Origin of the sequence: Streptosporangium sandarakinum, from assembly GCF_050942225.1 — a bacterium.
Classification (GTDB): Bacteria; Actinomycetota; Actinomycetes; order Streptosporangiales; family Streptosporangiaceae; genus Streptosporangium; species Streptosporangium nondiastaticum.
Map to the genome: position 1 here is coordinate 163,946 of NZ_CP192034.1, position 26,987 is coordinate 190,932.

Here is a 26,987-nt window from a genome sequence, read left to right on the forward strand (position 1 = left end):
GCAGCGGGATGCCGCTCTGAGCACCTCTCGGCCGGTGGTCGCGGAATATACGCGGAATGATCTTGGTGGTGTTTCCCCAGGTCGGCCCGGAAAAGCAGAAGGGCCCCGGTCTCCCGGAGCCCCTCCACCGCGCGCCCCTCACAGGGCCAGCACGCCGTCAATACGATGGTTCGCCCGCTCTGTGCCACCGTCGATGCATTTCGCGTAGACCTTGAGCAGCACGTCCACCCCGTGCCCTGCCCGTTCGGCCACGTCGGGGGCCGCCACCCCGGCGTTGAGCCACAGACTCACGGCCGCGTGCCGCAGGTCGTACGGCCGGGCAGCCAACGGGGACGCCTGCTGTTCTGGAGTCAGAGCGAAGGTTCGCGCCGCTTTCCACGCCTCGCAGTAGGTCCCGATGGAGATCACCCCGCCGCGCGAGGTCCGGAACAGCTGGCCGTCCTCGTGGGCGCCGAACTCGTCGAGGTGCTCCCGCAGGATGGCCACCAGCTCCGGCGGGATGGGCACCGGACGGCCCTCGTCCCTGGCCCGGTGCTTGAGCCCGCGGTCGTCGTGAGCCTTGCCGCTGTCGGTCCACTTCTTGTTGGCCTGCGGCTTGGACTTGGCGAGGATCAGCCGGCCCCACCCGGTCTCGGGAAGGTGGCAATCCTGCCTGCGAAGCCCGAGCGCCTCGGCCGGACGCAGGCCCGCGAAGTACAGGCAGGCGAAGAACCCACGCAGGTGCCGGCCCCGGTCAAGCCGTCCGACATAGGTCACCGCCGTGAGCAGCTCCCGCGCCTGGGCTGGGTTGACCACCACGCGCCGGTCCACCACCTCACGGACCTTCGGGGGCTTCCACGCCTTCACCTTGTCGATCGGGTTGGCGGGCAGCTCCTCCAGGTCCACGGCGTACTGAAGGGCGTTGTAGAAGACCGACCGCTTGCGGGCGATGGTGGTAGCGGCGGCGGCCCCGCCGTCAAGCCGGAGCGTCAGCGCGTCCAGGCCCAGCCGTACGTTCCGGACCTTGGCCAGATCCGAGACGCGGAGCGAGTGACGTTCGAGCCAGGCCAGGGCCGTACGGATCTCCTGCGGACGGGGAAGCTCCCGGGCAGCCGGAGGAAGAGCGAACTGCCGAAGAGCCTCCCGCAGGAGACGTGCGTCAGGCCGGCCCGGGGCGTCCTCGTCGACGAGTGCCGGAGTCACGGTCGCCAGGGCATCGGTGAGGCTGTCGCGGGTCTTGGCCGCCGCGTGGGACCACTTCATGTCCACGTACGCCATGGCGAAGCTGAACCACGTCACCGCGTTCTTGACCGCCAGCAGGGAGAGCGGGAGGCCCGTCTCCACATCGAAGGCTTCACCCCGCTTGGCCGCCTGCCGAAGGTCCGACAGGAAGCTCTCGGCGAGCGCCTTCGTCCGCAGGGTCTTGGACCTCTCCTGTCCGCCCACCTTCCAGCGGACCACGTAGGAGGGGGTCTTGCTGGAGGCGTTCCGGCGGATTTCCCAGAACTTCACGTCATAGGAGGTGCTCACGCCGCCTCCCGCAGGGACTCAAGCCAGGCGGTGAACTCGCTACGCCAGACACGGATTTCACCGTTCGGGAGTTTGATCCCCTGTGGTGCGTGGCCGATCTCGCGCCAGCGGTAGAAGGTGCGCCGGGAGACGCCGCCCAGCTCGGCGAGGATCTCCGGGACGGTCATCAGCTCGTCACGCTGCTTGCTGCTCATGCCGCCTCCCGCATCTCGACTGCCGGAGCCTGTTGTCCGTCTGCTCTGGCGTCCAGGGCGAGCAGGGTTGCTCGCCAGCGTTGGCGTTCGGCGACCATGCGCAGCAGCCGCAGGGCGAGCGAGGGGGTATCGGCGTCGCCGGCCGGGACCGGTTTCCAGACGTAGCGGTGCGAATCGATGGCCTCTTCGGACAGGCCGAGGGCTTCCAGCGCCCAGGTTCGGCGGTCACGCTTGTGCTCGGTCAGGGTCTTGTTCGACCACTTGCGGGAGACCAGCACGCGGCGGCCCGCGTAGCCGAGGTGTTCGGGCTTGTGCGCCTTGCCCCGGCACCGGCCCGGTGTCATGCCCACTTTCGCGTTTTTGGGCTGCACGCCGTACCGCAGCCAGTTCGGGCACGAGGGTGAGCAGGGTTCGTAGCGCAGCGCCTCCACCAGACGGGCGGCGTGGTCCCGGCGGGCCGGGTCGTCGGCGTCGAGGCTCTCGCCCAGGCTCTTGGTGAGGTACTTGGACAGGTAGCGGATGCACTGGTCGGCGTCCGGGGTCCCGGCGAGTACCCCTTGGACGTCGATCTGGTCGCCGAAGCGGATCACGTGCAGCGGTTCGGAGTCGTCGTCGGTGTCGAGCTGGTCGAGGGCCTCGTGCCAGGTGGGCAGGACTTCCCCGGTGTCGGGGTCGAGGTAGTCGCCGGTCTGGCCGTCCGGGTAGCTCTGGTCGTCAGGGAGGTCGGCGCGCGGAGTCCAGACGGGCAGGTGCTCACCCTCGAAGCGCACTTCATCGACGGACGGCCACCACACCTGGTGGTATGTCGCGGCGGCGATGGCCTTGACCTCCGCGCGAGGGAGGGTGCCGCGGATGGCCATATGCAGGTGCGGGGCGAGCCGCTTCTGTGGTTCGACGGTGGCGAAGTACTGTACGTCGTAGCCCGCCACCCGGCGGAGGTTCTGCACGAAGCGGTCGACGAGCTTGGAGAAGTGCAGCGCGTCGCGGGCCGCCCGCGCATAGTCGTACGTGGCCGGGTCGACGGGGACGCCTTGGCCGGATCGGATGCGGCCGTAGGACGGCAGGGTCAGGGTGAGGAACAGCGACGGCCGGAACACCTTCCCCTCGATGCCGGTGAAGGTCCGCCCGAGGGTGGTGGGGCGCATGGCCCGCCGAGGCAGATCCGGGGCGTCCTGGCGGCGCCGGGTCGAGCGGGATCGCCGGGGAGCCGCCCGGCCGGACAGACTGCCGCGCATCCCCGCCGCACGGATCTCCTCGTCGATGGCCTGAATCGCCGCGTCCCAATCGGCGACCTCCTCGGACATGCCGTTGCGTTCGGCTTCATCGCGCTTGGCTTGGACGTCGGCGCGGAACTCGATCAGCCACCGCTGATCCTCGGTGGCGGGGTTCGGGGCGGTGACGGGTTCGGCGTCCAGGTGCCAGCCTTCGCGGCATTGGGCCTTGCGGAGCTGCTTGTTGCGCCGGGCGCACGGCGGGCAGACGGCCTCCCGGGTGGACCCGCACGGAACGTTGACGTCCTCACTCTGCCCGGTGCAGGTGTCCAGGCGGCGCAGGAGGATCGGCCGGATGCACACGCCGTTGGCCTTGGCGACCTCCACGGCCACGTCCAGAGCGACGGGCATCTTCTGCCTCTCAGCCCGCGACAGGTTCCGGTCGCTCGTGGTGTTCATTCGGTCACCTCCTCGCGGTGCACCTCGGTCAGGTCAGCGGCCAGCCGGAACAGCGAGCCGTAGGGGTCGGTGGTGATGGAGACGCCGGCCAGCGTGAAGACCACCACCGGCTGAGAGCGGCGCGGGCCGACCATGGCCAGGACGGGGCGCTGGCAGATGCGGGTGATCTCTTCGTCGGTGTCGTAGAAGCAGACCCTCACGCGGCCACCGCCTCGGCCATGGCGCGGATGTCGGCATCGGAGACGTAGGCGGCGCGGACCCGGATCGGATCAGGCGAGGCTTCCAGCCGCACGTAGGCCACGCCCGCGCCCTGCTCGGGGATCGGGGAGATGTGATCGGCCAGCGCTCCCCGGTCGCGGGCGCTGTCCCCGAGGACCATGTCCACCTGTTCCGACTCGTCGAGCCGCAGGGCGATCTTGTCGGGGAACAGGTTGCGGATGTTCATGACCTCCTTACGCGGATCCTGCAACGCGGCCAGGACCCCGACACCGACCGCCCGACCCTGCGTCGTCAGAGTCGCCAGAGCGGCGGAGATGCGCAGCTTCAAGCCCTTGTCGGACTGGTAGGCGGTCAGGAACGCCACCTCATCGACGACCACCAGGACGAACGGGTCATCGACGGTGGGGGTGTGGTTGCGCTGGTGTCCGGCGAAGCGGTCGGCACGTTCCTGCATCACCGCCACGGCCGCCTCCAGCAGGTCGGCGCAATCGGCCGGAGTCGCGGCATAGCGCTTCCCGAACAGGGATCGGCCGAAGGACAGCTCCATCCGCTTCGGATCCAGCGCCCAGATCTGCACCAGGCCCGCGCGGGCGGCGGGGAGGAGGCCGCGGATGGCCGACCAGATCACCGAGCCCTTGCCGGCCCCGGTGGCCCCGGCGACCAGAACATGAGTGCCGTGGACGGTCAGCAGCCAGGGTGAGCCGTCCTCACGGGTACCGACCCGCACCGGCCCCACCGATGCCGTCTCCGGGATCGGAACCGCGGGCATCGGGGTGGCGAGCGGATCGCGCCGGGGGAAGACCAGGTGCAGGCGGCCCGCGCGGGCGATGGAGACGCGGCAGGAGCGGGCGCCGAAGCCGTGCGCGAGCTGGTCGAGGCGGTCGGCCCAGTCCTTGACCGCCTGCCCGCTGAGCATCTTCACCGTGACCACGTCGGCCCAGGAGGTGCAGCGGACGCTGAGGAGGCGGGGCAGGTAGTCCCGGCCGCGTAGGTGCCGCCCTAATCCGGAGATGATCATTACCGGTTGCCAGTGCCGCCGGTAGATCCAGACCAGGCGCCAGAAGGCCAGCAGTCGCCAGCCGATCAGGCGCAGGAACGAGGGCCGGTGCAGGGTGAACCACAGCCCCGGCACGGTCACGGCCGCCGCTATCGAGATCAGGCCCCAGCGCCAGCCGTACCAGTAGGCCAGCGCGCACGAGGCGGCGACGACGGCCGAGGCGACCGGATGCCGCCAGAGCAGGCGGACCAGGCCGGCCAAGAGCCGCCAGGCGAAGATGACGAGCGTGACGATCGCCGGAGTGCGCAGCACGGCGGGGCGGAAGACGACGGCGGTATCGGGGGTGGTGGAGACAATGTGCTGTGCCTCATCCCCGGGCAGTTTCCGGAACATTAGGCTGGGGTCCTCTTCTTGATGTGGTGTCAGGGGGAGATGTGAGGGGCCGCCGGAAGTAGCCGCTTCTGGCGGCCCCGCTTGCGTCTCAGCCCGGCAGGTCGTCCAGGCCGGGCAGGGTGGGGCCGTGGTCCTGTTCGTTGTGGATGCGGACGCAGTCGCCGAGGTAGCGCACCGCGGCGGCGGCGATTTCCTTGGCCAAGGCGACGTCGGAGGCGGTGACGGGTCCACCGCCGGTGGTGGTGATGGTGACCTGGGCCTCGGAGGTGGCCAGGTTCAGAAACGGCCGTCCGCTGGTGGTCACCGCGGCCAGGACGCCGACGTCCGGGGTGCTGAAAGACAGGTCCAGGCGGGTCAGCCCGTTGCGCAGGACGCCGGTGAGGTAGATGTGCGGAGCGGGGGCGTTCACGCTGCGATCTCCTTGCTGGTTGCGGTGGTGTTCTTGCCGGGGGCCGCGGGAGCGGTGGCGCGGGGTGCGCGCATGGTGCGGGCGCGGATGGACCAGGCGAGGCGTCCGGTGTTCTGGGCGACGTAGGGGGTGACGGTCATGCCGTCGAACTCGACCGGGACGAACGGCAGGCCCGGCAGCGAGGCCGGGGGGACCGGCTGCACCTCGGCGAGGATCTTGACGGTGACGGTCTTCTGGCCGGCCTTGACGGTGGGGTCGGCGTCCATGACGGCGACCTGCCAGACCGGTTCGCCGGTGGTCTTGTCCTTGGCGTAGACGGTCCGGCCGTTCGCTGAGGCGGTGAAGTCCTTGACCTGCTCGACCTCACCGACGATGTAGCAGCCATGCGGGAAGACCTGCTCGAAGCTGACGGGGATGGGGCCCTGGATGGACATGATCATTCCTTTCGAGAATGCCGTTTAGGTGGTCGTCCACTTGTGCGGACGAGTTGAGATTAGGTGATCCCACTCGTCCGCACAAGTGACTATGCGAAGCGAGTGGGACAGCGGATCAGGTCACCGGGTAGACGTCCTGCAACTCATGAAGATCACCCGGCAAGGCCGCCTCCATCACCAGGACCACCGTCCCCGTCGCGTCATGCACGGTGGCCAGCACCCCGAGCACCGGCTTGGAAGAGCCGAGCACCTCGACCTCGTCCTTACGCGGATTGCGGGCCGTCAGCCGTTCGGTGATGTGGTCGAAGCGCAGATGCTTGACCGCCTGCAAGTGCTGACGGATGCCGTGCCGTAGCGGCTGGGGCTTGTCCAGGTCGGTGCCGAGCGCGACTTCCAGCGGCACCCACACCGTCTCGGTCGCGGACGGCCGGCCCCCATGCCGGCTCACCCGTCGCCGGGCGATCACCGGAGTGCGCTCCTCCACGCCCAGGAGACGGGCGATGTACCGGGGCGCCGCAACGCGCTGCACGTCGGTGACGCTGTCGGCGCTTTCGGCCTGCTCGGTCGCCATCAGAGCGGGGCGGAGGCGGTCGGGGGAGCTTTCCGGACGGCCTTTGACGAACGAGCCGCGGCCGTGCTCCCGCTCGATCCACCCCTGCATGGCGAGGGTCTGCAAGGCCCGCACGACGGTGGTACGGCCCACGCCGAACTCGCGGACGAGCTGCGTCTCGGACGGCAGCATGTCCCCGGGCGCGTACTCGCCGTCCCGGATGCGCTGCTGAATCGCTGTCATCACCTGGGCATACTTCGGCGGGGCGAAGTCCATGCTCATGTCAACCGCCCGATCACTCTTCCACTTGTCTGCTCAAGCAGGCTACCGGCCGGAGCCGCGCCTGTCAGGACCCACACTCACTGGCCGACCGGATTATCGCGCCATTCCGGACAGCACATCGATCCATATCGACCGGGCCTCAATACGCCGCCATGCATCGCTGTGCGAGACGACCGTTTTCCCTTTTGCGGCGACCGTCCGCCGGATGAACGCCAGCCCGCCCGCTTCGCAGAATTCGTAGAACGTCACCCGATGCTCGTGACAGGTCCATTCGACGACACGAATCCGCTCGAACCGGCGCGGCACATTCCACGACAGAAGCCGATGCCCTTCCTGCGCCGGCGGCAGATGTAGCGCCGGACAGGAAAACCCCGAGGTCTCGTATCTGCCGCTCATGACGCGGTGCGCTCGAACCTCACCGAGCCGGCCGCATCGAGCGTCGCGCGGAAGATGACCCGCCGCGACCAGTCGTCCGGCATGGTGCAGAAGTCGTAGACCCGGTGCGTGATACGTCCCCAGGCCGGGGCGCCAGGCGGCAACCGTCGGAGCGTCGCACGCAGCGTGTCCATCGCCGTGGCCTGCCCCGAGCTGATCCCGCACGGCCCGAGCTCGTCGGTCCCCTCGGAGGTGAGGAACACCTCCCACTCGAACATCTCAACCACGTGGCTGGGGCCGTCGCAGTACAGGCAGTCCTCCCGCGCGGACGGCTCCATGTGTAAGGCGCTGGCCGCCACGCACCCACGGCGGGTAACGATCTTCCAGCCGCGCCCATCGCATTCGGTGCACTTAACCGGAGTTGTCATGCCGGAAAGAATGGTCGAGCAGATTTCCCAGCCCTATCCCACGCAGGTATACCGCCGAGAATATAGAGTCACGGACTACAGCGATGCACCACCTCGGGGACTGATGACCGGAGGACGGAATGCACAGCAACGCTTTCGACCCCATCGAGATTCCGGCATGGGTCTGGGAGCACGACGAAAACCGGGAAATCCTCAAAAAGCGTGACGTAGCAGGGCTGTTCAACCTCGCCGTCAAGTACAGCGGTGCCAGCCAGACGCGCATCAGCGCCGCGACCGGCATCGCCCAGGGCCACGTAAGCATGATCATTAATAGGCGGCGTCTGGTCACCGACCTGGAGGTCTATGAGCGCATCGCCGTCGGCTTCGCCCTGCCTGACCATGCCCGCATGCTCTTCGGCCTGGCCCCCGTCGACACCGCCTCCCCAACTGGAGACCACGGGGACGGCCACCAAGAGCAGATCGAGGAGTTGACCGCCCGGCTCGAAGCCGCCGCCGTCATCGACCCCGTCATGGTCATGATTCTCACCACCGAGACCAACAACCTGCGGCTCATGGACCGTCGTGTCGGCGGAATCGCCATCGCCGACAAGATGCGCGCGCACATCACCCACGTCGAGCGCGTTCACCGCCACGCCGTACGGCACGGCATCCGCGCCCAGCTCGCCCACGTCCTTGCCGAGACCGCTTCACTGGCCGGCTGGCAGGCCATCAACACCGGCGCGCTGCTGGATGCGTGGGACCACTACGAGCATGCCAAAGCCGCGGCCCGTGAAGCCGACAACCCTGCGATCCTCGCCTACGTCTCCGGCGAGCAGGCATACGTTCTGATGGAGATGGGCCGGCCTGCCGAAGCCACCGAACTCCTCCAGCACGTCCACGCCGCCCACCGCGACCGCATCCCCGCCCGGCTCCGCACCTGGCTGGCCGCCGCTGAAGCCGAAGCTGCCGCGATCCTTGGTGACGAGAACACTTGCCGAACGGCTTTGGAGGCGGCCGCCACCCTCTTGCCCGAGGGCAGCGGCGACGCGAGCATGCCCTACCTCTCCCTGGACATCCACCATCTGGCCCGATGGCGCGGCAACTGCCTCGTCCGCTTCGGCGACCCCGACACCATCGAAGACCTCCGCTCCGCCCTCGCCGGGATGGACGGCACCTACAACCGCGCCGAAGCCGGCCTCCGCTGCGACCTGGGCCACGCGCTCCTCGCCCAAGGCGAACCCGACGCAGCCCTACCGCACATCCAGCGCGCCGAGCAGCTCGCGACCCTGACCGGCTCACGCCGCCAGCACCTCCGCATCCGGGAGCTGTCCCGAGCGGTCAAGCACGCCCTCCACTGAGCCGATCACGCGCCGCGTACAGACCGATCAGCGTCCCCGACGTCCAGATGTCACCGCGGGCGATCATGTCCGGGATCTCGGCCAGCGGCACCCACTCGATGAGATCGGCCTCGACCTCCCCGGTCGGCTTGCCGACCAGCTCAGCACCCCGCGCGAGGAACAGGTTGTGCTCGGAGTCGACCATGCCGGCCATCGGCTGATAGGTGATCAGGTGCTCGATCTCCTTCGGCCGGTATCCGGTCTCCTCCTCCACCTCGCGAAGCGCTGTCGTCATGGCGTCCTCGCCGGCGTCGATCAGACCACCGGGCAACTCCCAGCCCCACCGGTCAGCGAGGAACCGGTGCCGCCACATCAAGAGCACCCGGTTCTCGTCGTCGACCACCACCGCGATGGCCGCTCGATCCAGATGCACTACGTGATGCTCGAACCGCTCCCCGTCCGGGATCGCAACGTCGACCAGGCCCAGCCGGATCCACCGGTTGTCATAGATCAGCCGCTCACCGTGAACGATCCAGCGCGTCTGCTCCTCATTGGTAGCCACACAGCGAAGCTACCGGCCGAGGTGCCTGCCGTACATAGAGACGGCTGGCCACGACCCGACCGCAGTACGTCAGGAACGAGAAAGTCAGTCCGGCCACTCAGTTAGACCGTACACATCCAAGGCGATTGCTGTGGCTGCCTCAACGTCCCGCCTTCGGAAGGCGTCAGTCAACCGCTCTCGCTGTACGGAGGTGAGCGCCGCCGGGTCAGGGACAGGGATGCGTCGAAGGTACTGAGCCTGAAAACGAAGCGTCTTCCCACGCATCTTTACTGCATATGCATCCACGAAGGCCTCTGCCACGCTGGAGAGCAGAAGCCCGCCCAAGACTTCTAGATCCCAAGTATCCGAGGTAACGAAATAGAGATTGTGATGTGGATAGAGGTCACCCTTGTCGAGGACAGGATGGCTACTCAGCTTCATGTCCGGGAAGAGGAGTTTAGGGCGTTTTGCAAGGCCAACCTCGACCTTGTCAATGGTCTTGTACCACTTATCCGGACTCTTCCTAGCGACATATCGCCCTTTCAGGGCAGCAGCGTTCCGGCTGAGATAAGCCCTAAGCTTCGGATATTGATCAAGGTTGACAAGACGGCCGTTGTCGTCCCAGGGGTTGATCAGGAAATGTCCTGACCATTCGAGGCGACCACTGGTTGTGTCGCGGACCATCGACATCGGAAGGAGACGGTCGGTCTCGACCAGATCGGCGTCACGGGTGATGAAGACCTTGTCGGCGCCAGTCGCGATGCCGATCCCCACTCGGATTCCAGGGGCATCGCCCAGGACTGTGAAACGTTCTGTGAGGTCTTCCAGGACGGCGAGCCGGGTGGGCGAGCCCGTGGGCCACAAGTCATCGCCGGGGAACCAGTGGGGCATCCTCGCGGCCTCGAAGGACTCTTGCCGGAGAGTCCCCTCTTCTCCCTGGGCGATCCAGGAGACAAGCTCCTGAGCCTCCGTCTCTCCAAAGCGGCTAGTCGTGTCAGCCGCCACCGCGGAGCCCTGGACGCCCTGGCGTAGCACCGTCACCGCTGGATAAGCGGCAACTTGCTCTTCGAAGGCGTTCACGTCATGCATCGTTACGCAGACGTCAAGCGCGTACTCCTGACTCACAAGCCGTCGGAGCTCTCTGCCGTACTGGTTGCGCATCCATCGATCCGCACAGATGAACCCCAGCCGGCCTCCGGCACGTAGAGAGCGAAGAGCAGCCTCGAAGAAGCCGACGTAGATGTCCGCCCGTCCTACCATCGTTGGCCATAGCTCTCGATAGAGACTCATCCGGTCCTCGGGCAGGTCCTCCAGGCGAATGTACGGCGGGTTCCCCACGACGACATCCACTTGAGGAGTACCTGGAGGCTGCTCAAGCAGATAGTCAGCCCGCCTCACCCATGCGTGTGCCACGCGGGAGACGTCGGCGGGAGCCCAACCCTCCTCGGTCAGGATGTCCTCGACCAGAGCGCGTGATGCTGTCACGTTTCGAGGCAGAAGATCAGAGGCCCTGACGGCGTCCACGGCATCGGTGATGTCTCGCTCGTACTTGCGGCAGGAGTCGCTGACCCGGCGGGCGATCCCGCTGAGGAACGCCCCCGCCCCGCATGCGGGTTCAACAAGCCGGAGCGCAGCAAGGTCTTGATCGGAGCTGTAGCCGACGAGGTCGAGGATCATCTCGACAACCCATCGCCGGGTGAACACCTCACCGTGTTCCACAGCCTCGTCAGGTATGGCGGCCAGCGTGGCGCGAGGGGCGAGACCGAAGTCCAGAGCAAGAGCTTTCACGGTGCCACCTTATGAGGGTCGGGTGATCCACGGTTACCGCTGTGCCCGATGCCTGACCGGAGCATGAGGTAAGTGGATCAGGATGGTTTGGGAGAACTCGGTGTGATCCGTTGCTTTCTGCTGTTACCTTGATCGGATTCAGGACAGGATCAGCGCCGGGGAGAGCACGGGCGATGCGCAAGGAAGCGGTTCGAGGGGCCGTCGAAGATTTCTGGTCGGTAAGACAGGCTCAGATAGAGAAGCTCGAAGATCAAGGGAAAGCCGGTGGTGCTGCCCGAGCGAACGGCCATATGGGCGGCTTTACTGAACTTGTCGCTCAAGAGTTCATCGACACCGGAGTGCCCAGGGAGTGCATTAAGAAAGGCCAACCCTATCTTCCCGGTTATTACCGGGTTCGCAAGCAATGGGATCTCGCGATCGTCTGGAACGATATTCTCGTCGGTGCGGTTGAGTTCAAATCTCAAGTCGGCAGCGTCGGAAAGAACATCAACAATCGATTCGAGGAGGCGCTAGGAACCGCGACGGACACTCACGCAGCACACGCAAAGAACGAAACCTATGGCGAGGTCCCGCCCTGGCTAGGGTACGTGTTTGTCTTGCAAGAAACAACCGAGACAGAAAAAAAGAACCGTTCCACAAAGGCACTTTTCCCGACAGACCCGGTGTTTGTCGGAATGTCCTACAGTGAACGATATCAGGAGATGGTAAAGCGCTTCATTGGAGAGCGGGTCTACCAGGCCGGGTGGTTCATCACCACGAAAGCCACAGACGAGGGCATCGTATACAACGAACCCTTGGCGACAGCCACTGCCGAAGCCTTCGCCGTTCAGATCAGAGGACAGGTCGACTACGTGAAGGCCGTTCTCAAGGCGATGGGCTGAACCAGCGTAACCACGCGGAGCGCATTGCCGAATTGTTCTTGTGGGGTATCAAGCGGCGGCGCGCCGCGCCGCCGTACCTCGGCCCTCTGCCGCCCGCCGACCGGGCGTGCGGCGTGGGCGCCGGTCCCGGCCGGCGGCGCCCCGGGCCGTCCACCGACCCGCGCGCCCGCCGTACCAAGCCACCGCACCGACCACCGACGCCCCGCCACTCGACTCCTCAGCTCGGGCGCCGGACCATCACCGCGGCCTGGGGCTGCGGCGCATAGAAGCGCTCCACCATCGCGATCTCCCCCGGCGAGCACCGCCACAGGAACTTGACCTCGGAATTTCGCTTCACCAGATCCACCGTGCACGCCACGGCGGACACGACCGGGACAGCCGCCGAACCGACCCACACATCGATCCCCTCACCGTCACCTCCCTGCGTGTCCCTCAGGAAGCCGTAGTCGAGCGGATAGACGAAACTCCTCACCTTGGGATGCGCCGAACCGGCAGGGCGGTCGATCACGATCTCAGCGGTGCTCACCAGAAGATCCGCCTGCTCCCACAGTGACAACCGCGCCCACGCCTCGAAATCAGTCACAGCCGCACCGTACTGGTCATGATCTGTCAGGGCACGGCCTCCGGCGGGGGCGCTCCGGCTCCGGTCTGATCATCCCGTCCGCCATCGACCCGGGACAAGCCGAGCAGACCACGGGCCGGGGCGCCAGGTCGTTCGTCCGCGGGGCGCTCCACCTGGCGCCCCGGCCCGCGCCCTGCTTCCCCTGCGGGCGGGTCGACGGCAGACGGGATGATCAGGTGGACGGGGTTCGCGGGAGCACATTGACGTAGACACTGATCACATGAGCGATCGTCCAGACACGACCAGGCCCGTGACCGTCCGCATCCCTGCATATGTTCCGGGCTCTGGAGTCACCAGGTCATGGCCTATAGATCATCCACTGAGCGTCCGGTCCTACGGGAATGAAGTCGTGATCGAAGGAGACAAGATCGCGCTCCGTGCTCTAGCCGAACTCCTTCTGACGCTTTCCGAACCCGATACACCCCTTAGCTTCCACTTCCACCTAGAGGCATCCCTGGGCGACCTGACGCTAGGCTCCGCGGACCTCGTGCTTGACCACGATGAGTGGGACGAGTGACTTCGGGCCATTGGCGGGCCATTAGACAGGGTGACGAGGGGTCAACCACGGTCACTCACGGCCGGCCGAACGCCCAGCTCAAGCGCCTCACGAGGCGCGAGTCATGCACTTCCCAAGCTGACAGTGCGGGTTCGATCCCGGCACCCGCTTCAACTCGAAGGCTTGGTCAGGACGCGAATCCCGGCCCGACCCTGAGCATTTCTAGGCGTTCTCAGCCCCGGCCCTCGGCGAGCGCCGCAACTCATCGTGGTGCAACACATCTACGAACATGATTCGCCCGTCGACGACGTCGACGATCAGATCGTCTTTCTCCGGAAGCAGTGGCACGCATCGATGCCCGAGACCGTATGCCCCACTTCAATGTTCGGTGGTGATCCTTCTTGCCACCACCTCGATCTCCCGGGAACCGATCAGTTTGAGCCAGACCAGCTCGCTGTCGTTGTTGTGAAGGTGAAGAAGATGATGGGCGTCAGCTGGCCAGGCTCCGGTCCTCGGCAGATCGCCTACAACGGCCTCGTCGATGAAGCCGCCCCTAACATCCGGGCTGTCCATCTTGACATGGACAACGCCCAACAGCTCGATTACAGCAGTGTCATCGTCTCCGCTCGTAAGGCTGATTCTTGCAGTGCTGGCAACGGAGTCAACTTGGACGACAACCGAGTCCAGGAAGTATCCGCGGTAGGCGCTGAGGTCCATGCGCAGCACGGTAGTCGAGCATTGAGACCGGACGTGGAGGTCTCGCCCCCGCATCGTTAGAGGAATCATTGAAAAGGCTCACAGTGCGGTGACGGCCTCCGGTGCTGTCCAGCATCCCCGGCGTCGTGCTCGATCGCCTACGGCAAGCCGTACCCATGCGGGGAGGCGCGGCGCAATGCCGGAGACCGCCTCAACGGGAGTACCGCCGTGCCCGTCGCGTGCCCGATGGAGCGGGAAACGAGGGGGAACAGCGGGGAGTCACGGGGAGCATGATCAGTGCCGTGATCTGTGTCTTCGCAGGTCGAGCATGATCGGCATGCGTTTTTGCAAGCAGGATGTCAGAAGTTCGGTCCTCCTGGCCTGGTCAACGGCTTACGTGTGGCGGCATGTCCACCTTCGGGGAACGCGCAATGGCGACTCCTCGGCCGATCAAGATCAATATGCCGACGAGTAGGGTCACCACTCCCGAAAGCTCGGCGAGCGCGGCCATGACGTACTCGCCATCTGGATCGCCGACTCCGGACGGCCGACCGTTGAGCCAGCGTGACGAGGCCATCGCCTGTGACAGGACCAGAGCACCGAACGCGACGGTGATCCCTCCCAGGACGAAGCCTGGAGGCGCCGGCCGGGGCCGCTCGCTCCAGGAACCGCTCTTCCAGGCTCCGACTACCAGCGTGATCGGTACCGTGAGGAACTGGCCGAAGTCCAGGCCCATGAGTGCGGCCAGGCGCAGATGCTCGAACTCGTCACCTCGCTGATCCCATAGAAAGGGAACCACAGCGGCCCCGCTGAGAAGCCCGATGGCGAGGAAGCGAAAAAACAGCATGATCGATATGCTCTCGGACGGTTCAGGGGGCAAGTCAAGAGGCGAGGAGGACCTTCGCCGACAGGAAGTGCGATCCGCGGCTGAACCACGGTGAGCGAGACCCAAGGAGCCTGCGGGATATGTGCGGAATGATCTTCTGTCGTTCGGGTGAGGGATGATGCTTTCACCCTGATCAGAGGCTCTGCCGCCACCCGGAACGCGGCCCTCTTGAAAACCGCTAGGGCCGGCGACGCTCCTCGCGGGTTCGAATCCCACGCTCTCCGCTCACCACGCGAAACGGCGCCTGACCAGGGGTTTTCCTTCGGTCGGGCGCCGTTGATCGTTTCGGGGATGTGCAGCGGGATGCCGCCGTGAGCGGCTCTCGGCCGCGGTCGTGGGATATACGCGGGATGGATCTTGAGGCGTTTCTCCAGGTCACGATTGGAACTACGGCGGGACGTGTCGGGACTGGTAACTTTTCGCCGGCTCTGCTCGACCGTCCGACAGGCAAGATCATTGGGCTGTTGGGTGATGCCCGGCCTTGCGGTTCTCTCTGAGTCGACTCGGACTGTCAGCCTCGCACGTCATGATCAGCTCGCATGCACCAGCACGTGCCCTCAAGGAGTGCCATGGCGGGGATCATCAAGACACTTCTCGACTCGCGCAAGATAGAGCGGTATCTGGTGGGAGTGGTGGACGTCGAAGCGGAGTGGGATCTTTTCGGGCCCGAGAGGGCCGACGTCGTTCCCCGGTCCATCGCGCTTGAGGCCACCTACTGTGACCATGTTCTCATCAAGTACGAACTCTGGGACGGCGAGCCACCTGCCATGAGCTGGGATGAGAGCTGGTCGGGGACCATTCACCTTCCCTCGGGAAGGATGCACGCGATCAGCTGCCACTCCGGGGAATTGGACTACTACGAAGAGTTCGAGCTGGGCCACCCAGGCCGCCAGTGGCAGTTCAGGGTCCACAGGAAGCTCCTCGGTCACGAGGACTTCACAGCGGACATCGTCGGCTTCTCCCTGTTCAAGTTGCAGTTCTGGCCGTCTGCGGAGGCTCCTGCCCTCTCCTGAGAAGGCATCACCTCTGCACGGCGACAGGCCCGGCTCCATGATCCGGAGTCCGGGCCTTCGCCTTGGCGGTGTTCACGGGTAGGTCAGGCCTGTGGCGAAGAAGGCTCTCCCTTGATCACTTCCCGTACGAGAGGTGACCGCTTCCCATGGTCTGGTGAGCCGCCCCGTCCGCGTCTGCCGGAAAAGAGGCTGAATGACCCGTTGCTGCACGTACACGAAGGCCACGGGCGCGGACGAGGTGCACGAAGCGGGAGACGATGACGGCGGCGGCGGCGAGCGCGGCGGTGGCGGCCCAGACGTACAGCGCGAGCCACACGTATGTGATCTGCTCCAGCGTGCCCGCCCTGTGCATGGCGAAGCCGATAAGGTCCGCGAGGCCGAAGAAGAGCACGATCGGTGTCGCGTACGGAATCAGCCTCACGAGCGGGCGCCAGGCGGCCAGGCCCTCGCGGCGGCGGACCCAGCGGCGGGCACGGCGGACGCCCAGGGCGCCGAGACCGAGGTTGAGCACACTCAGGCCGGCCAGCCAGGGGTCCGCGGTCATGGTGAAGGGCGCCGCTCCGGCGTCGGGGCGGCCCTCAATGATGTCGATCAGACCGTTGGTGATGAGAAGCGCGTCGTCGCCGGAGATCATCCCTGTGTTGGTGACCACGGCGATGCCGTACTGGCTCGCGGGCAGGAGTGTCTGTGCGGAGTTGTGGGTGAACAGCCAGCCGGTGTGCTGGAGCTGGGGTGCTCCACCGGGGGTCTTCCCGGTGTACCAGCCCATGCCGTACGTGCTGCCGGCCACGCCGGAGGCGGTCTGGGCGGTCTTCAGGATTTTCCCGGGCAGGGCAGAGCCGGCGCCGTTCTGCGCGATCAGCCACTTGGCCAGATCGTCGGCGGTGCTGACCACGCCGAAGGCGCCGTTGAGGAACCACTTCGGATGGGAGCGCTCGATGACGCGGCCATAGGCTCGTATGTAACCCGCGCCTTGGCCGGGGAGTTCCCCGGTGGTGTTCACGGTCGTGGTGGACGTCATGCCGAGCGGACGGAACACGGCGGCGTTCATGTAGTCGGCGAACGGCACCCCGGCCACCACCTCGGCGAGTCGCGCCGCGACGGCGTAGTTGGGGTTGTGGTAGGCCATCGTGGTGCCGGGTTCGGTGGCGAGCGGAGCGGTTCGCAACATCGCGACAGCGTCCTTGAGCGTGTCCGGTGCGGGGAGCGTCAGCTCCGGGAAGCTCATGTCGCTCATCCCCGAGGTCTGCTGGAGCAACTGCCGCACCGTGATCTTCGCGGCGCGCGGGTCGGCCATGGCGAACTCGGAGAGATATGTCCGTACAGGAGCATCCAGGTTGATCTTGCGTTCATCGCTGAGGCGAAGGACCGCCAAGGCCGTGAACGACTTGGAGACCGAGGCGAGCGGCATCGGAGTGGCTTTGGTGATCGTCTCGTGGTCGGCTGTGTGACCGTAACCTGCCGTATGCACGACCCGGTCACCCTTGGTGACGGCAACGATGGCACCAGGTAGCCCGGTCCGCTCGACATAATCGCGCATGTAGTCGTCGATCGTGCTTGCACTCAGGTCTCCAGACCGCGGGGACGCTGCGGAGGCATGCGCCGTCGTAGTCCCCAAGGCCAGCAGCACACCAGCCAGTCCGGCCATCGCCGCGGCCTTCCGCATCCTCATCGGGTTCCTTCCGAGCTTCCTGTTCACCGGGAACCCAAAGGTAGAAGTCCGTGCAGGCAGCGCACAGGACACGATCGTCTAGCCCGCACCCTGACTTTCGTCAGGGGGACATGGATCTCTTTGTCTCGGCACCGTACCCGCACATGTCGTCGATGGCGGGACCCAGGGCGGGCTCGCAAAGTGGCTGCAGCGGTCCGGCCTACCGGCGGCCTTCGGCCGGCAGGCCGGGCCGCCCGCCTTGGAGCTCACCGCAACAGCGACCGCTCGGTGGGCGCGAGCCGCAGTCGTTGCGACGCCCTCACCCACCGCTCCGAAAGGGCGGGCAGCACTTCCTCGGACCAGCGTCCCGAGCGCTGCAGGGAATCCAGGTGCTCGTCGAGCCGACCTTCGTCGGCGAACCGTGCGAACCACACGAAGACCTCCTCGCCGGTCCGCACCGGCAGCGCCGGGAAGGTGTTCGGGGCGTGCTCCGACCGCAGATACGCCAGTGGCTCGCCGCCGGCCTCGGCGAGCACGGGCCGGACCCGCCGTTCGAAGAACTCGATGAACGCGGTGTCGAACGGGCCGATGCCGTGCCAGATCGTGGCGAGGACGAGCGACGGCGGGAACACCGACGGCTCGCCGGGGGCCGGCCGGGCGTCCACCGGCGCCGGGAAGCCGCCCCGCGCCGAGGCCGGTCGCAGCAGCAGCACGTCATCAGAGTCGATCATCGTTGCGTTCGCCTCGTCGCGGTGCGCCCGCCAGATCGGCCCGCCGTAAAAGCTCTCCAGCGCCTTCGCGCGGCGCGGCATGTCTTCGAAGCCACGGAGCCATACGAACCGGTCGGGGTCGTCCAGGTCGCGGAACTGCCCCAGGACGGTCATGCCCGTCGCTTCCTGGGTTTCGACGAACTCCCGGTCGAACAGGTCGATCAGCACGTCGCGCTGTCCCGGGTGCAGCGTGTACTGCCGTAGTTCGACGATCGGACACCGTACGGCTTCCATCGGATCCACTCCTCGTTCAATGATGTAACAAGCTTTGTTACAACAACGGTCGTGCTGTGATGCGGCGGGATTCGACCGCCGCACCGGCGACTAGTTCGTCAACGTTTCGCGAAGCATGTCGGCGATGGAGGTGTCCGCCAGCTCCCGCCGGATGGCCTGTTCAACCCGGCCGTAGGTCTGGCTGAGGGCGGGCCGGATGCCTCGGCCGACCGGACACTCCAGGTTGGGCTCGGTGTGGTGCAGGCCGAATGGCTGCTCCCCCCCGACCGCGTCGTACACCTGGAGCAGGGTGATCTCCTCGGGCGCACGGGCCAGACTCCAGCCTGCGCCGGCGCCGTGGCGGACCTCCACCAGACCGGCTCGCCGCAGGTCGCCGAGGCTGCGCCGAATGATCACGGGGTTGGTGTTGACGCTGGCCGCGACCTGATCAGAGGTCAGCACCTCCTGGCCGCGACGCTGCGCCAGCGCCAGCCACGTCAGCGCATGCGTCGCGATGGTCAACCGACTGTTCGCCGCCATCACCCCTCCTTGTCGTAACATTTTCTGTTACAGCTGTGCGGCGGTCAAGCCACGTCGACGGGCCGCTGTCGAAGGGATGCGGGGACGCGGGTGGTGACATCGCGGCCCTCATATAGCTCGGCGATCACCACCGGGTGGCCGCCCTTCCGCCGAGGCCGGGGCGATCGGTGAGCCGGGATTCGTCCCCCGCCCAGGTTCGCCGAGTAGCGTGGCTGGTCATCGCGTGCCGTGCGAGGTGGTTCCGATCCACCTCGGAGAACGGCAGGAGCATGAGAAAGAGCGGGACGATGCCCGAATACAGGAGTGACGGACGTGTCCTGCGCGGGGGAGGGGCGAAGGGCGGCCTCCGAGGACCCGTCCTGGTGAACCTCGGGCTCGGCGTGCCCGCGAGCGTGCCGCTCTATCTGGCGTGGTGGTTGCTGACCGAGTACATGCCGATGGACTGCAGGACGCCGGAAGACCTCGCCAAGCCGGGGCTCACCAACTGCAACTACACGATCCTCGATCACTCCTACCCCGTCATGCTTCTCCTGGCGGTGACCGGTGTGTTCACAGTGGCCTTGGTGGTCGTGGTCGACGTGGTCCTTCCGCTCCGACGCGGGCGAAGGCCGACGGCATGGCTTGGTGCGGCTGTACTCATCCCCGTCCCGTTCGCGGTGTGCTTGGCGCTGACCTGACGACTGAACCACGCCGGGTTTCGTGGGGGCCGAACGGCCCGGACGCGCCCGCCGATTCAAGGGCGCCTGCGGTCTCCGTCCGCGGTCGGCTTCGCTGATCTCTGACATGGCGAACCCGTCCTGAGGAGCGGCGGCTGCAAGGAGGGCGGAGGCGGACCGGGGGACGGGTCGCGTGCCGTTCACCGGGCCCGTGGCGTGATCCCTGTGTATGAATGAATCATGACCGCGCGATATGACGGCCAGGCCGAATGGTACGACGGTTACATCGGGCCCGGTGCCGGTGGTAACGCCGTCTGGATCGTCGATCTCCTCGGCCCCGGGGCCGGTCTGTGCCTGGACATCGGTTGCGGTACCGGCCTGTACCTCGAAGCCATCCGTTCCACCGGCCGCATCGTCGTCGGTCTGGACCGCTCGGCCGACCAGCTACGCCTGGCCCGTGGCAGGGACGGAGCTCCACTCCTGCAGGGTGACGCCACGAGGCTTCCGTTCGCCGCGGGCACCTTCGCCACGGTCACCGCGCTGTGGGTCTCCACCGATGTCGGGGACTTCGCCGGCCTGGTGCGGGAGGCCGCCCGCGTGCTGCGGCCGGGTGGGATGCTGCTGTTCTACGGCGTGCACCCGTGCTTCAACGGTCCTCACATCGAGCCGCGTCCGGACGGGGCGGTGGTCATCCACCCCACGTACCGGATCACGGGCCGGCACAGGCGTTCGCCGTGGTGGCGCGAGGGCGGGCTCCGGGACAGGGTGGGCATGAGCCACGTACCACTGCCCGACCTGATCAACGCGTTCATCGACGCGGGGCTGAACATCGACCGGGTGACCGAGCCGCGCGAGGACCCCATTCCCTACGCCCTGGCGGTCAGGGCGTTCAGGGCTTGACGCGATCGACAGTCGGTCGGGCGCCGGAGATCGTCACGCGGCCGATCCACTGGACGGGAAGCCGTGTCGACTCTACGTTCCGACCATGCGGACATACGCCGAGAAGATCTTCGATGAACCCAACTTCCTGGACACCTCCGACGAGGCCGAGGGCGAGGTCGAGACCGTCAGCCGCTATGTCGCCGCCACCCTCACCCACAGCGGAGATCAGTGGATCGCTGTCGCCCGCGACCTTCCCGGCGGAGACGTCGTCCGAGCCGAGGGCGCGACCTGGAGAGAGGCCAGGAAGAACATCGCCCGACGCGTCCTCGACCTGCTTCAGGACGAGCCCGGCATGACCTGCTTCCAGGTCGTTCCCGCCGACCCGGAAGCCAAGGCCGCACTGGCGGCCGTCATGGATGCCCGCTCGGCGCGCGCTGAAGCCGAGCTGGCCGAGGTCGGCGCGACCCGCAGCGCCGCCCGTCTCCTCCTGGACAAGGGATGGAGCATTCACGATGTGGGCTATGTGCTGATGCTGCCCCGCCAGCGCATCTCCCAGCTCCTCCATCTCGATACCGAGTAGGCCGTAAGCGTTCACGCGGTGTCCCTCCGACACGGCGGCGCGGCCGGGTCGATCCCATGGGAATCCGTAAGGATCAAGGTGATGCGGCGCACCGCTGTACGGCCCGGCGCCGCGGACTCCGGCCGTGCTGCGGCTTGGAGAGAAGAAGCTTTCACCCCCGTTCGCTGGGGAGCGCGGTTGATCGCCGGGCTTGACCTCCGGATCGGTGCACTGCAGGGTGGCGAACCATGGGCAGGAGGCGCTATGTCGCCAGAGGTGTTCCCGGTGGCTACCGGATCTGGGACAACAAGACGCGCCGCTGGTGGGGCGACCTCTACGAGTTGTGCCCCGACGATCTGCTCGACGAGCTGAACGGCGCACGCGACCACGACGAGATCACAGCCCTGCTCAGGCGTTACAGGGCCATGAGGCGGTAGGCGGTGCTCCCGCGTGTACCACCGGGAGGTCTGACGGCTGAGCACGAGAAGCGGCACCCGGCCGGGCCGTAAGCCCCGGCCGGGTGCCGTCGGCCGTTTCGGGGCACATGGCCGTGCGCCGTCATGGGCGACCCCTGCCTTCCGGCCCCGACCTTCGGCCCCGGTCCCGGCACCTGACCTCGGTCCCGGTCCCGGTCCTGGCCATCGGTCGCGATCTCGACCTTGACCTTGGTCTTCGAGTCTTGACCCTTGCCCCCGGTTCTCGGCCGGCAGCCACGGAAAGCCCCGTTGACGGCGGACGCCGCCGCCTCGGCGTGCCCGTCGGCAGGAGGGGCGTCGAAGAGTCACACCCTTGTTTTCCAACACATACGGGTGTAAATACATATGAAACCAAACCGAAACGGCGGTGAATCAACACCATGTACGCCGAGGAGCGGCAGCAGGAGATCCTGCGGCGCGCCCGGGAGGCCGGGCGGGCGGACGTGATGGCGCTGGCGGAGGAGTTCGCCGTCACCACCGAGACCATCCGCCGTGACCTGACCGCGCTGGAGCGGGCGGGCGTGCTGCGGCGGGTGCACGGCGGCGCCATCCCCGTGGAGCGGCTGGGCTTCGAGCCCGCCCTGGCCACCAGGGACGAGGTGATGACCGCCGAGAAGGAGCGCATCGCCAAGGCCGCCCTCGCCGAGCTCCCGGAGGACGGCGCGGTCATCCTCGACGCGGGGACGACCACCGCGCGGCTGGTCCAGATCCTGCCTCCCGACCGGGAGCTCACGGTCATCGTCAACTCCCCGCCCCTGGCGACCGCGCTGGCCGTACGGCCCGGCCTGAACGTGATCATGCTGGGTGGCCGGGTGCGTGGGCGGACGCTGGCCACCGTCGACGACTGGGCCCTGCGCCCGCTCGCCGACCTGCACGTGGACGTGGCGTTCATGGCGGCCAACGGCTGCTCGGTGTCCAAGGGCCTCACCACCCCCGACCCGGCCGAGGCCTCGATCAAGCGGGCGATGATCGGCGCGGCGCAGCGGAGCGTGCTGCTCGCCGACCACACCAAGTTCACCAACACCTACCTGGCCCGTTTCGCCACGCTGTCCGAGATCGACCTCGTGATCAGTGACACCGGCCTGGACGCCGCGACGGCGGCCGAGATCGCGGCGGCCGGTCCCGAGGTGGTGCGTGCATGATCGTGACGCTGACCCTCAACCCCAGCCTGGACCGGACGATCGACATCGGGTCGCTCGACCGCGGTGCCGTCATCCGCTCCGCGGCCACCCATCTCGATCCGGGCGGCAAGGGGGTGAACGTCTCCCGCGCGCTGCTGGCCAACGCCGTCCGCTCCCGCGCGGTCGTCCCCTACGGGGGCGAGGAGGGCAGGCGGCTCATCTCCCTGCTGTCGGCGGAGGGCATCGACATGGTGACCGTTCCGGTCACCGGGCCGACCCGCTCCAACGTCGCGTTGGCCGAGCCCGACGGCACGGTCACGAAGATCAACGAGCCGGGCACGGCCCTGTCCCCGGTCGAGCTGGACGCCCTCGCCGAGGCGGTGCTCGGCGCGGCGGGCTCCGCGGACTGGGTGGTCGCCTCCGGCAGCCTGCCGCCCGAGGTGCCGGCCGACGTCTACGCCCGCCTGTGCCGCCGTTTCGCCCGCGCGGGCATCCTCGTCGCGGTCGACACCAGCGGACCCGCCCTGAGGGAGGCCCTGGAAGCGGGACCCGCGCTGGTCAAGCCCAACCGGGAGGAGCTCGCCGAGGCGACCGGCCGGGCGATCACGACGCTCGGTGACGCGATCGAGGCCGCCTCGACGCTGCGCTCCCGGGGCGCGGGCACGGTCCTGGCCAGCCTCGGGCCCGACGGCGCGGTCCTCCTCGAAGGCGACCAGGTCTGGTACGGCGAGGGCCCGGTCGCCGAACCCCGCAGCACCGTCGGGGCAGGCGACGCCATGCTGGCCGGGTTCCTCGCCGCCGGAGCGCGGGGCGAGGCCGCGCTGGTCGAGGCGCTGGCCTGGGCGACCGCCGCCGTGGGGCTGCCCGGCAGCCGGATGCCAGGTCCGGCCGACATCCGCCGCGACCACGTCCGCACCTTCACGGCCGATCCCGCCCTGCCGCTGTGGTCCGGGGGCTGACAGCGGCGCACCACCACCCCCCTGACCGGCGGGCCCGACGCGCCGCCGGTCACCCCGGAAGGAGCACACCGGATGAGCACCGACTACACACCCACCGTCCAGGGGACCGGGGTGAGAGCCACGATCCAGCGCTTCGGCGGGCACCTCGCCGGAATGATCATGCCCAACATCGGCGCCTTCATCGCCTGGGGTCTGATCACCGCGCTGTTCATCCCCACCGGCTGGCTGCCCAACGAGACCCTGGCGGCCCTCGTCGAACCGATGGTCAAGGTCCTGATCCCGGTCCTGATCGGCTACACCGGCGGGCGGATGGTCCACGGCCAGCGCGGCGCCGTGGTGGGCGCGGTCGCCACCATGGGCGTGGTCGTCGGCGCCGAGGTGCCGATGTTCCTCGGCGCGATGATCATCGGTCCGCTCGCCGCCTACCTGATCAAACTGGTGGACGGTTTCACCCAGGACCGGACGAAGGCCGGCTTCGAGATGCTGGTGGACAACTTCACCGCGGGCATCGTCGGCGGCGCCATGGCGATACTGGGCGTCCTGGGCATCGGCCCGGTCATCCAGACGGTGACCAGGGCGGCGGGCGAGGCGGTCGGCTGGCTGGTGGGCAACAACCTGCTCCCGCTGGCCTCGGTCCTGATCGAGCCCGCCAAGGTGCTGTTCCTCAACAACGCCATCAACCACGGCGTGCTCAGCCCGCTGGGCGTGGCCGAGGCCGCCGAGCACGGCAAATCCATCCTGTTCATGCTGGAGAGCAACCCCGGCCCCGGTCTCGGCCTGCTGCTCGCCTTCCTGTTCTTCGGCCCCCGGGCGTTGCGCCCCAGCACCCCCGCCGCGATGATCATCCACTTCTTCGGCGGCATCCACGAGATCTACTTCCCGTACGTCCTCATGAAGCCGCGCCTGATCCTCGCGGTCATCGCCGGCGGCGCGGCGGGGGTCTTCACCTTCATCATCACCGGCGCCGGTCTGGTGGCTCCGCCGTCCCCCGGCAGCGTCTTCGCCTACTTCGCGGTGACCCCCAAGGGCGGCTGGTTCGCCTCCGCCGCCGGGATCGTCATCGCCACGGCCGTGTCCTTCGCGGTCGCGGCGGTGCTGCTGGGCTTCGGCCGGGGCGAGAAGGACATGGACGCGGACGCGACCGCCGACGTGACCACGATCCCACCGTCCACCTCCCCGGGCATGGACGCGGACGCGGATGTGAAGGACCCGGAGGAGACCGTTCCCGGCACCGTTCCCGCCACCTCACCCGCCAGCAAGGAGGCATGACCCATGGCCGGCATCGACGGCAAGGACATCCGCAAGATCGTTGTGGCCTGCGACGCGGGCATGGGCAGCAGCGTCATGCTCGCCACCCAGGTCCGCCGCCAGCTCAAGGGGGCGGGGGTGGAGGTGGTGCACACCCCGGTCAACTCCATTCCCGGCGACGCCGACGTGGTGCTCTGCCACGCGGGACTGGCCGACCGCGCCAGGGCCGCGGCTCCGGGCACCGTACTGGTCCCCTTCCAGGTCTTCATCGGCGACCCCGCCGTGACGCGGCTCGTCGACACCATCAAGAAGGGCGGGACCGTCGGTGGCTGAGACCGCGCCCCTTCCTCTCGACCCGCGCGCCGTACGGCTCACCGCCTCGGCGGCCGACCGGGACGACGCGATCCTGCAGTGCGGCCGGGCGCTGATGGAGGTCGGCGCGGTCGAGTCCCCCTATCTCGACGCCATGCTGGAGCGCGAGCGCGCGGTCTCGACCTACATGGGCGAGGGGGTCGCCATCCCGCACGGCACCCTGAAGGCCAAGGAGGTCGTCAGGCACGACGCCCTCTGCGTGCTGCGCTTCCCGGACGGCGTCGACTGGGACGGCGAGCGGGTGACGGTGTGCGTCGGCATCGCCGCCCGAGGCGACGGCCACCTGCGGCTGCTCTCCGCGCTGGCCCGGATCCTGATGGACCCCGAGCGTGCCCGTGCGCTCCGCGATGCGGAGGAGGTCGCCGAGGTGCTGCGCCTGCTGGAACCGATCGAGGAGGAAGAATGAAGGTCGCCCGTTTCCACGCCCCCGGTGACATCCGGGTCGAGGACGCCGACGAACCCGTCGCCGGGCCCGGGGAGCTCAGAATCCGCGTGCGCAACTGCTCGACCTGCGGCACCGACGCCAAGATCCTCAGGTACGGGCACCACCACATCAGGCCGCCGAGGGTCATGGGCCACGAGATCGCCGGGGAGGTGGTCGACGGGGCGGGCGGCTGGACGCCGGGCGACCGGGTGCAGGTGATCGCCGCCATCCCCTGCGGCCGGTGCGGCGAGTGCCTCCGGGGACGGATGACGGTCTGCCCGAACCAGGAGTCGATGGGCTACCACTACGACGGCGGCTTCGCGGAGTACATGGTGGTGCCCGAGAAGGTTCTGGCCGTGGACGGCGTCAACCGCATCCCCGACGGGGTCGGCTTCGCCGAGGCGTCGGTGGCCGAGCCGCTCGCCTGCGTGCTCAACGGCCAGGAACTGGCCCGGGTCGGCGAGGGTGACGACGTGGTGGTCATGGGGTCGGGCCCCATCGGCTGCCTCCACGTACGGCTGGCCCGCTCGCGCGGAGCCGCCCGGGTGTTCCTCGTCGACGTCAACGCCGGACGGCTGGAGGCGGCGGCGTCGCTGGTACGGCCGGACGCCGCCGTGCACAGCGGGGAGGGCTCCGGGGACGTGGTGGACCAGGTGCTCAAGCTGACCGAGGGCCGGGGCGCCGACGTCGTCATCACCGCCGCGGCCTCCGGCGCGGCCCAGGAGCAGGCGCTGCGGATGGCGGCCCGCCAGGGACGGATCAGCTTCTTCGGCGGCCTGCCCAAGGATGATCCGATCATCCGGTGCGACTCCAACCTGGTGCACTACCGGGAGCTGACCATCGTCGGCGCCAACGGGTCCAGCCCGGCGCACAACGCCCAGGCCCTGCGGCTGATCGCCGACGGGCGGGTCCCCGTCGCCGACCTGATCACCCATCGGTTGCCGCTCCCGGAGGTCCTCGACGGGATCGGCATCGTCAGCCGCGGCGAGGCCATCAAGGTCACCGTCGAGCCCTGACCGGCCCCGGTCCCGGTTCCGATCCCAGCCCCGGCCCCGGCATGGGCCCGGGCTTGGGCCCGCACCACCATCCCGCCCCCCGCCAGAGAGGAAGTCCGGACAATGCCGGAAAGGACAGTCGTCATCGCCTCGCGCACGGGTCTGCACGCCCGGCCCGCCAAACTCTTCGTCCAGGCCGCGGCGGCGCAGGGGGTGCCGGTGCGGATCCGGCTCGGCGCGGGCAGGTCCGTCCCCGCCAACAGCATGCTCGCCGTGATGGCCCTCGGGGCGGAACACGGCGCCGAGGTCGTGCTGGAGGCCGAGGGGCCGGGCGCGGACGCCGCGCTCGACTCCCTGGCCGGGCTCCTCTCCCGCGACCTCGACGCCGAGGAGGCGCCGGATGCCTGAGCCGACGGCCGCGC

General features: G+C 67.8%; 33 protein-coding genes. 15 read left to right on the plus strand and 18 right to left on the minus strand.

What is annotated here, in order from left to right:
• Positions 1 to 138: 138 nt before the first annotated feature.
• From ACQP10_RS00765 to ACQP10_RS00810, 10 genes are all read right to left on the minus strand, one after another.
• A complete protein-coding gene (locus ACQP10_RS00765) occupies positions 139 to 1,509 on the minus strand; it encodes a tyrosine-type recombinase/integrase (RefSeq protein ID WP_433540668.1) in 1,371 nt (456 codons plus the stop codon).
• Positions 1,506 to 1,703 carry a helix-turn-helix transcriptional regulator gene (locus ACQP10_RS00770; protein WP_355635656.1) on the minus strand — a complete coding sequence of 66 codons (198 nt, stop codon included), beginning with the start codon at positions 1,701 to 1,703 and terminating at the stop codon, positions 1,506 to 1,508. Before ACQP10_RS00770 ends, ACQP10_RS00765 begins: the two co-directional genes overlap by 4 nt.
• Complete coding sequence (locus tag ACQP10_RS00775) at positions 1,700 to 3,373, minus strand: replication initiator (RefSeq protein ID WP_433540669.1); 1,674 nt, start codon at positions 3,371 to 3,373, stop codon at positions 1,700 to 1,702. The genes ACQP10_RS00770 and ACQP10_RS00775 overlap by 4 nt, the downstream gene beginning before the upstream one ends.
• On the minus strand, positions 3,370 to 3,573 hold the full coding sequence (locus ACQP10_RS00780; RefSeq protein ID WP_433540670.1) for a hypothetical protein: 204 nt from the start codon (positions 3,571 to 3,573) through the stop codon (positions 3,370 to 3,372). The genes ACQP10_RS00775 and ACQP10_RS00780 overlap by 4 nt, the downstream gene beginning before the upstream one ends.
• Positions 3,570 to 4,982 carry an FtsK/SpoIIIE domain-containing protein gene (locus tag ACQP10_RS00785; protein ID WP_433540671.1) on the minus strand — a complete coding sequence of 471 codons (1,413 nt, stop codon included), beginning with the start codon at positions 4,980 to 4,982 and terminating at the stop codon, positions 3,570 to 3,572. The genes ACQP10_RS00780 and ACQP10_RS00785 overlap by 4 nt, the downstream gene beginning before the upstream one ends.
• Before the next feature lie 88 nt (positions 4,983 to 5,070).
• Positions 5,071 to 5,391 carry a hypothetical protein gene (locus ACQP10_RS00790; protein ID WP_433540672.1) on the minus strand — a complete coding sequence of 107 codons (321 nt, stop codon included), beginning with the start codon at positions 5,389 to 5,391 and terminating at the stop codon, positions 5,071 to 5,073.
• Positions 5,388 to 5,825, minus strand: a complete 438-nt coding sequence (locus ACQP10_RS00795) for a plasmid replication, integration and excision activator (protein ID WP_433540673.1) — start codon at positions 5,823 to 5,825, stop codon at positions 5,388 to 5,390. The genes ACQP10_RS00790 and ACQP10_RS00795 overlap by 4 nt, the downstream gene beginning before the upstream one ends.
• Before the next feature lie 115 nt (positions 5,826 to 5,940).
• On the minus strand, positions 5,941 to 6,657 hold the full coding sequence (locus ACQP10_RS00800; RefSeq protein ID WP_433540674.1) for a GntR family transcriptional regulator: 717 nt from the start codon (positions 6,655 to 6,657) through the stop codon (positions 5,941 to 5,943).
• A 93-nt stretch (positions 6,658 to 6,750) separates the two neighbouring features.
• On the minus strand, positions 6,751 to 7,053 hold the full coding sequence (locus tag ACQP10_RS00805; RefSeq protein ID WP_433540675.1) for a hypothetical protein: 303 nt from the start codon (positions 7,051 to 7,053) through the stop codon (positions 6,751 to 6,753).
• Positions 7,050 to 7,370, minus strand: a complete 321-nt coding sequence (locus ACQP10_RS00810; RefSeq protein WP_433540676.1) for a hypothetical protein — start codon at positions 7,368 to 7,370, stop codon at positions 7,050 to 7,052. The genes ACQP10_RS00805 and ACQP10_RS00810 overlap by 4 nt, the downstream gene beginning before the upstream one ends.
• Positions 7,371 to 7,579: 209 nt before the next feature.
• On the opposite strand from ACQP10_RS00810, the gene ACQP10_RS00815 reads away from it, so the two are divergent.
• Positions 7,580 to 8,797, plus strand: coding sequence for an XRE family transcriptional regulator (locus ACQP10_RS00815; protein ID WP_433540677.1), 1,218 nt, complete (start codon positions 7,580 to 7,582; stop codon positions 8,795 to 8,797).
• Here the strand turns inward: ACQP10_RS00815 and ACQP10_RS00820 are convergent.
• Positions 8,778 to 9,338, minus strand: coding sequence for an NUDIX hydrolase (locus tag ACQP10_RS00820; RefSeq protein WP_433540678.1), 561 nt, complete (start codon positions 9,336 to 9,338; stop codon positions 8,778 to 8,780). The two genes, ACQP10_RS00815 and ACQP10_RS00820, sit on opposite strands and share 20 nt — an antisense overlap.
• 84 nt (positions 9,339 to 9,422) lie before the next feature.
• Entirely contained in the window at positions 9,423 to 11,105 is a 1,683-nt protein-coding gene (locus ACQP10_RS00825; RefSeq protein ID WP_433540679.1) for an Eco57I restriction-modification methylase domain-containing protein, read from the minus strand.
• A gap of 173 nt (positions 11,106 to 11,278) precedes the next feature.
• Here ACQP10_RS00825 and ACQP10_RS00830 point away from each other — a divergent pair, with 173 nt between their 5' ends.
• Positions 11,279 to 11,986 (plus strand): PaeR7I family type II restriction endonuclease, encoded by a 708-nt coding sequence (locus tag ACQP10_RS00830; RefSeq protein WP_433540680.1) that lies wholly within the window; start codon positions 11,279 to 11,281, stop codon positions 11,984 to 11,986.
• Between the two features lie 217 nt (positions 11,987 to 12,203).
• Here ACQP10_RS00830 and ACQP10_RS00835 read toward each other — a convergent pair whose 3' ends face one another.
• Entirely contained in the window at positions 12,204 to 12,569 is a 366-nt protein-coding gene (locus tag ACQP10_RS00835; RefSeq protein WP_433540681.1) for a hypothetical protein, read from the minus strand.
• Between the two features lie 259 nt (positions 12,570 to 12,828).
• On the opposite strand from ACQP10_RS00835, the gene ACQP10_RS00840 reads away from it, so the two are divergent.
• Positions 12,829 to 13,125, plus strand: a complete 297-nt coding sequence (locus ACQP10_RS00840) for an Imm32 family immunity protein (protein ID WP_433540682.1) — start codon at positions 12,829 to 12,831, stop codon at positions 13,123 to 13,125.
• Between the two features lie 357 nt (positions 13,126 to 13,482).
• On the opposite strand, the gene ACQP10_RS00845 is transcribed toward ACQP10_RS00840, so the two are convergent.
• Positions 13,483 to 13,821, minus strand: coding sequence for a hypothetical protein (locus ACQP10_RS00845; protein ID WP_433540683.1), 339 nt, complete (start codon positions 13,819 to 13,821; stop codon positions 13,483 to 13,485).
• A 364-nt stretch (positions 13,822 to 14,185) separates the two neighbouring features.
• Positions 14,186 to 14,647 carry a hypothetical protein gene (locus ACQP10_RS00850; protein ID WP_433540684.1) on the minus strand — a complete coding sequence of 154 codons (462 nt, stop codon included), beginning with the start codon at positions 14,645 to 14,647 and terminating at the stop codon, positions 14,186 to 14,188.
• A gap of 608 nt (positions 14,648 to 15,255) precedes the next feature.
• On the opposite strand from ACQP10_RS00850, the gene ACQP10_RS00855 reads away from it, so the two are divergent.
• Positions 15,256 to 15,699, plus strand: coding sequence for a hypothetical protein (locus ACQP10_RS00855; RefSeq protein ID WP_389992507.1), 444 nt, complete (start codon positions 15,256 to 15,258; stop codon positions 15,697 to 15,699).
• Between the two features lie 115 nt (positions 15,700 to 15,814).
• Here ACQP10_RS00855 and ACQP10_RS00860 read toward each other — a convergent pair whose 3' ends face one another.
• From ACQP10_RS00860 to ACQP10_RS00870, 3 genes are all read right to left on the minus strand, one after another.
• A complete protein-coding gene (locus tag ACQP10_RS00860) occupies positions 15,815 to 17,371 on the minus strand; it encodes a serine hydrolase domain-containing protein (protein ID WP_433540685.1) in 1,557 nt (518 codons plus the stop codon).
• Between the two features lie 245 nt (positions 17,372 to 17,616).
• Positions 17,617 to 18,354 carry an NIPSNAP family protein gene (locus ACQP10_RS00865; protein ID WP_399498748.1) on the minus strand — a complete coding sequence of 246 codons (738 nt, stop codon included), beginning with the start codon at positions 18,352 to 18,354 and terminating at the stop codon, positions 17,617 to 17,619.
• A gap of 90 nt (positions 18,355 to 18,444) precedes the next feature.
• Positions 18,445 to 18,873, minus strand: coding sequence for an Rrf2 family transcriptional regulator (locus ACQP10_RS00870; RefSeq protein WP_399498749.1), 429 nt, complete (start codon positions 18,871 to 18,873; stop codon positions 18,445 to 18,447).
• Between the two features lie 287 nt (positions 18,874 to 19,160).
• On the opposite strand from ACQP10_RS00870, the gene ACQP10_RS00875 reads away from it, so the two are divergent.
• The 11 genes from ACQP10_RS00875 (at position 19,161) to ACQP10_RS00925 (ending at position 26,973) form a co-directional block, all read left to right on the plus strand.
• Positions 19,161 to 19,550 carry a hypothetical protein gene (locus ACQP10_RS00875; RefSeq protein WP_433540686.1) on the plus strand — a complete coding sequence of 130 codons (390 nt, stop codon included), beginning with the start codon at positions 19,161 to 19,163 and terminating at the stop codon, positions 19,548 to 19,550.
• Between the two features lie 219 nt (positions 19,551 to 19,769).
• A complete protein-coding gene (locus ACQP10_RS00880; RefSeq protein WP_433540687.1) occupies positions 19,770 to 20,429 on the plus strand; it encodes a class I SAM-dependent methyltransferase in 660 nt (219 codons plus the stop codon).
• Between the two features lie 85 nt (positions 20,430 to 20,514).
• Entirely contained in the window at positions 20,515 to 20,991 is a 477-nt protein-coding gene (locus ACQP10_RS00885) for a hypothetical protein (RefSeq protein ID WP_346018169.1), read from the plus strand.
• Positions 20,992 to 21,218: 227 nt separating this feature from the next.
• Positions 21,219 to 21,407, plus strand: a complete 189-nt coding sequence (locus ACQP10_RS00890; RefSeq protein WP_179821215.1) for a hypothetical protein — start codon at positions 21,219 to 21,221, stop codon at positions 21,405 to 21,407.
• A gap of 419 nt (positions 21,408 to 21,826) precedes the next feature.
• Positions 21,827 to 22,588: a DeoR/GlpR family DNA-binding transcription regulator gene (locus ACQP10_RS00895; protein ID WP_433540688.1), complete on the plus strand. Its 762-nt coding sequence runs from the start codon at positions 21,827 to 21,829 to the stop codon at positions 22,586 to 22,588.
• Positions 22,585 to 23,526 carry a 1-phosphofructokinase gene (gene pfkB / locus ACQP10_RS00900; protein WP_433540689.1) on the plus strand — a complete coding sequence of 314 codons (942 nt, stop codon included), beginning with the start codon at positions 22,585 to 22,587 and terminating at the stop codon, positions 23,524 to 23,526. Before ACQP10_RS00895 ends, pfkB begins: the two co-directional genes overlap by 4 nt.
• 72 nt (positions 23,527 to 23,598) lie before the next feature.
• Positions 23,599 to 24,795, plus strand: a complete 1,197-nt coding sequence (gene mtlA / locus ACQP10_RS00905; protein WP_399498752.1) for a mannitol-specific PTS transporter subunit IIC — start codon at positions 23,599 to 23,601, stop codon at positions 24,793 to 24,795.
• A 3-nt stretch (positions 24,796 to 24,798) separates the two neighbouring features.
• On the plus strand, positions 24,799 to 25,107 hold the full coding sequence (locus ACQP10_RS00910; RefSeq protein WP_189250402.1) for a PTS lactose transporter subunit IIB: 309 nt from the start codon (positions 24,799 to 24,801) through the stop codon (positions 25,105 to 25,107).
• Complete coding sequence (locus ACQP10_RS00915) at positions 25,100 to 25,552, plus strand: PTS sugar transporter subunit IIA (RefSeq protein ID WP_346018166.1); 453 nt, start codon at positions 25,100 to 25,102, stop codon at positions 25,550 to 25,552. Before ACQP10_RS00910 ends, ACQP10_RS00915 begins: the two co-directional genes overlap by 8 nt.
• Positions 25,549 to 26,586 carry a zinc-dependent dehydrogenase gene (locus tag ACQP10_RS00920; protein ID WP_346018165.1) on the plus strand — a complete coding sequence of 346 codons (1,038 nt, stop codon included), beginning with the start codon at positions 25,549 to 25,551 and terminating at the stop codon, positions 26,584 to 26,586. The genes ACQP10_RS00915 and ACQP10_RS00920 overlap by 4 nt, the downstream gene beginning before the upstream one ends.
• A gap of 102 nt (positions 26,587 to 26,688) precedes the next feature.
• Positions 26,689 to 26,973, plus strand: coding sequence for an HPr family phosphocarrier protein (locus ACQP10_RS00925; RefSeq protein ID WP_389992480.1), 285 nt, complete (start codon positions 26,689 to 26,691; stop codon positions 26,971 to 26,973).
• Positions 26,974 to 26,987: the final 14 nt, after the last annotated feature.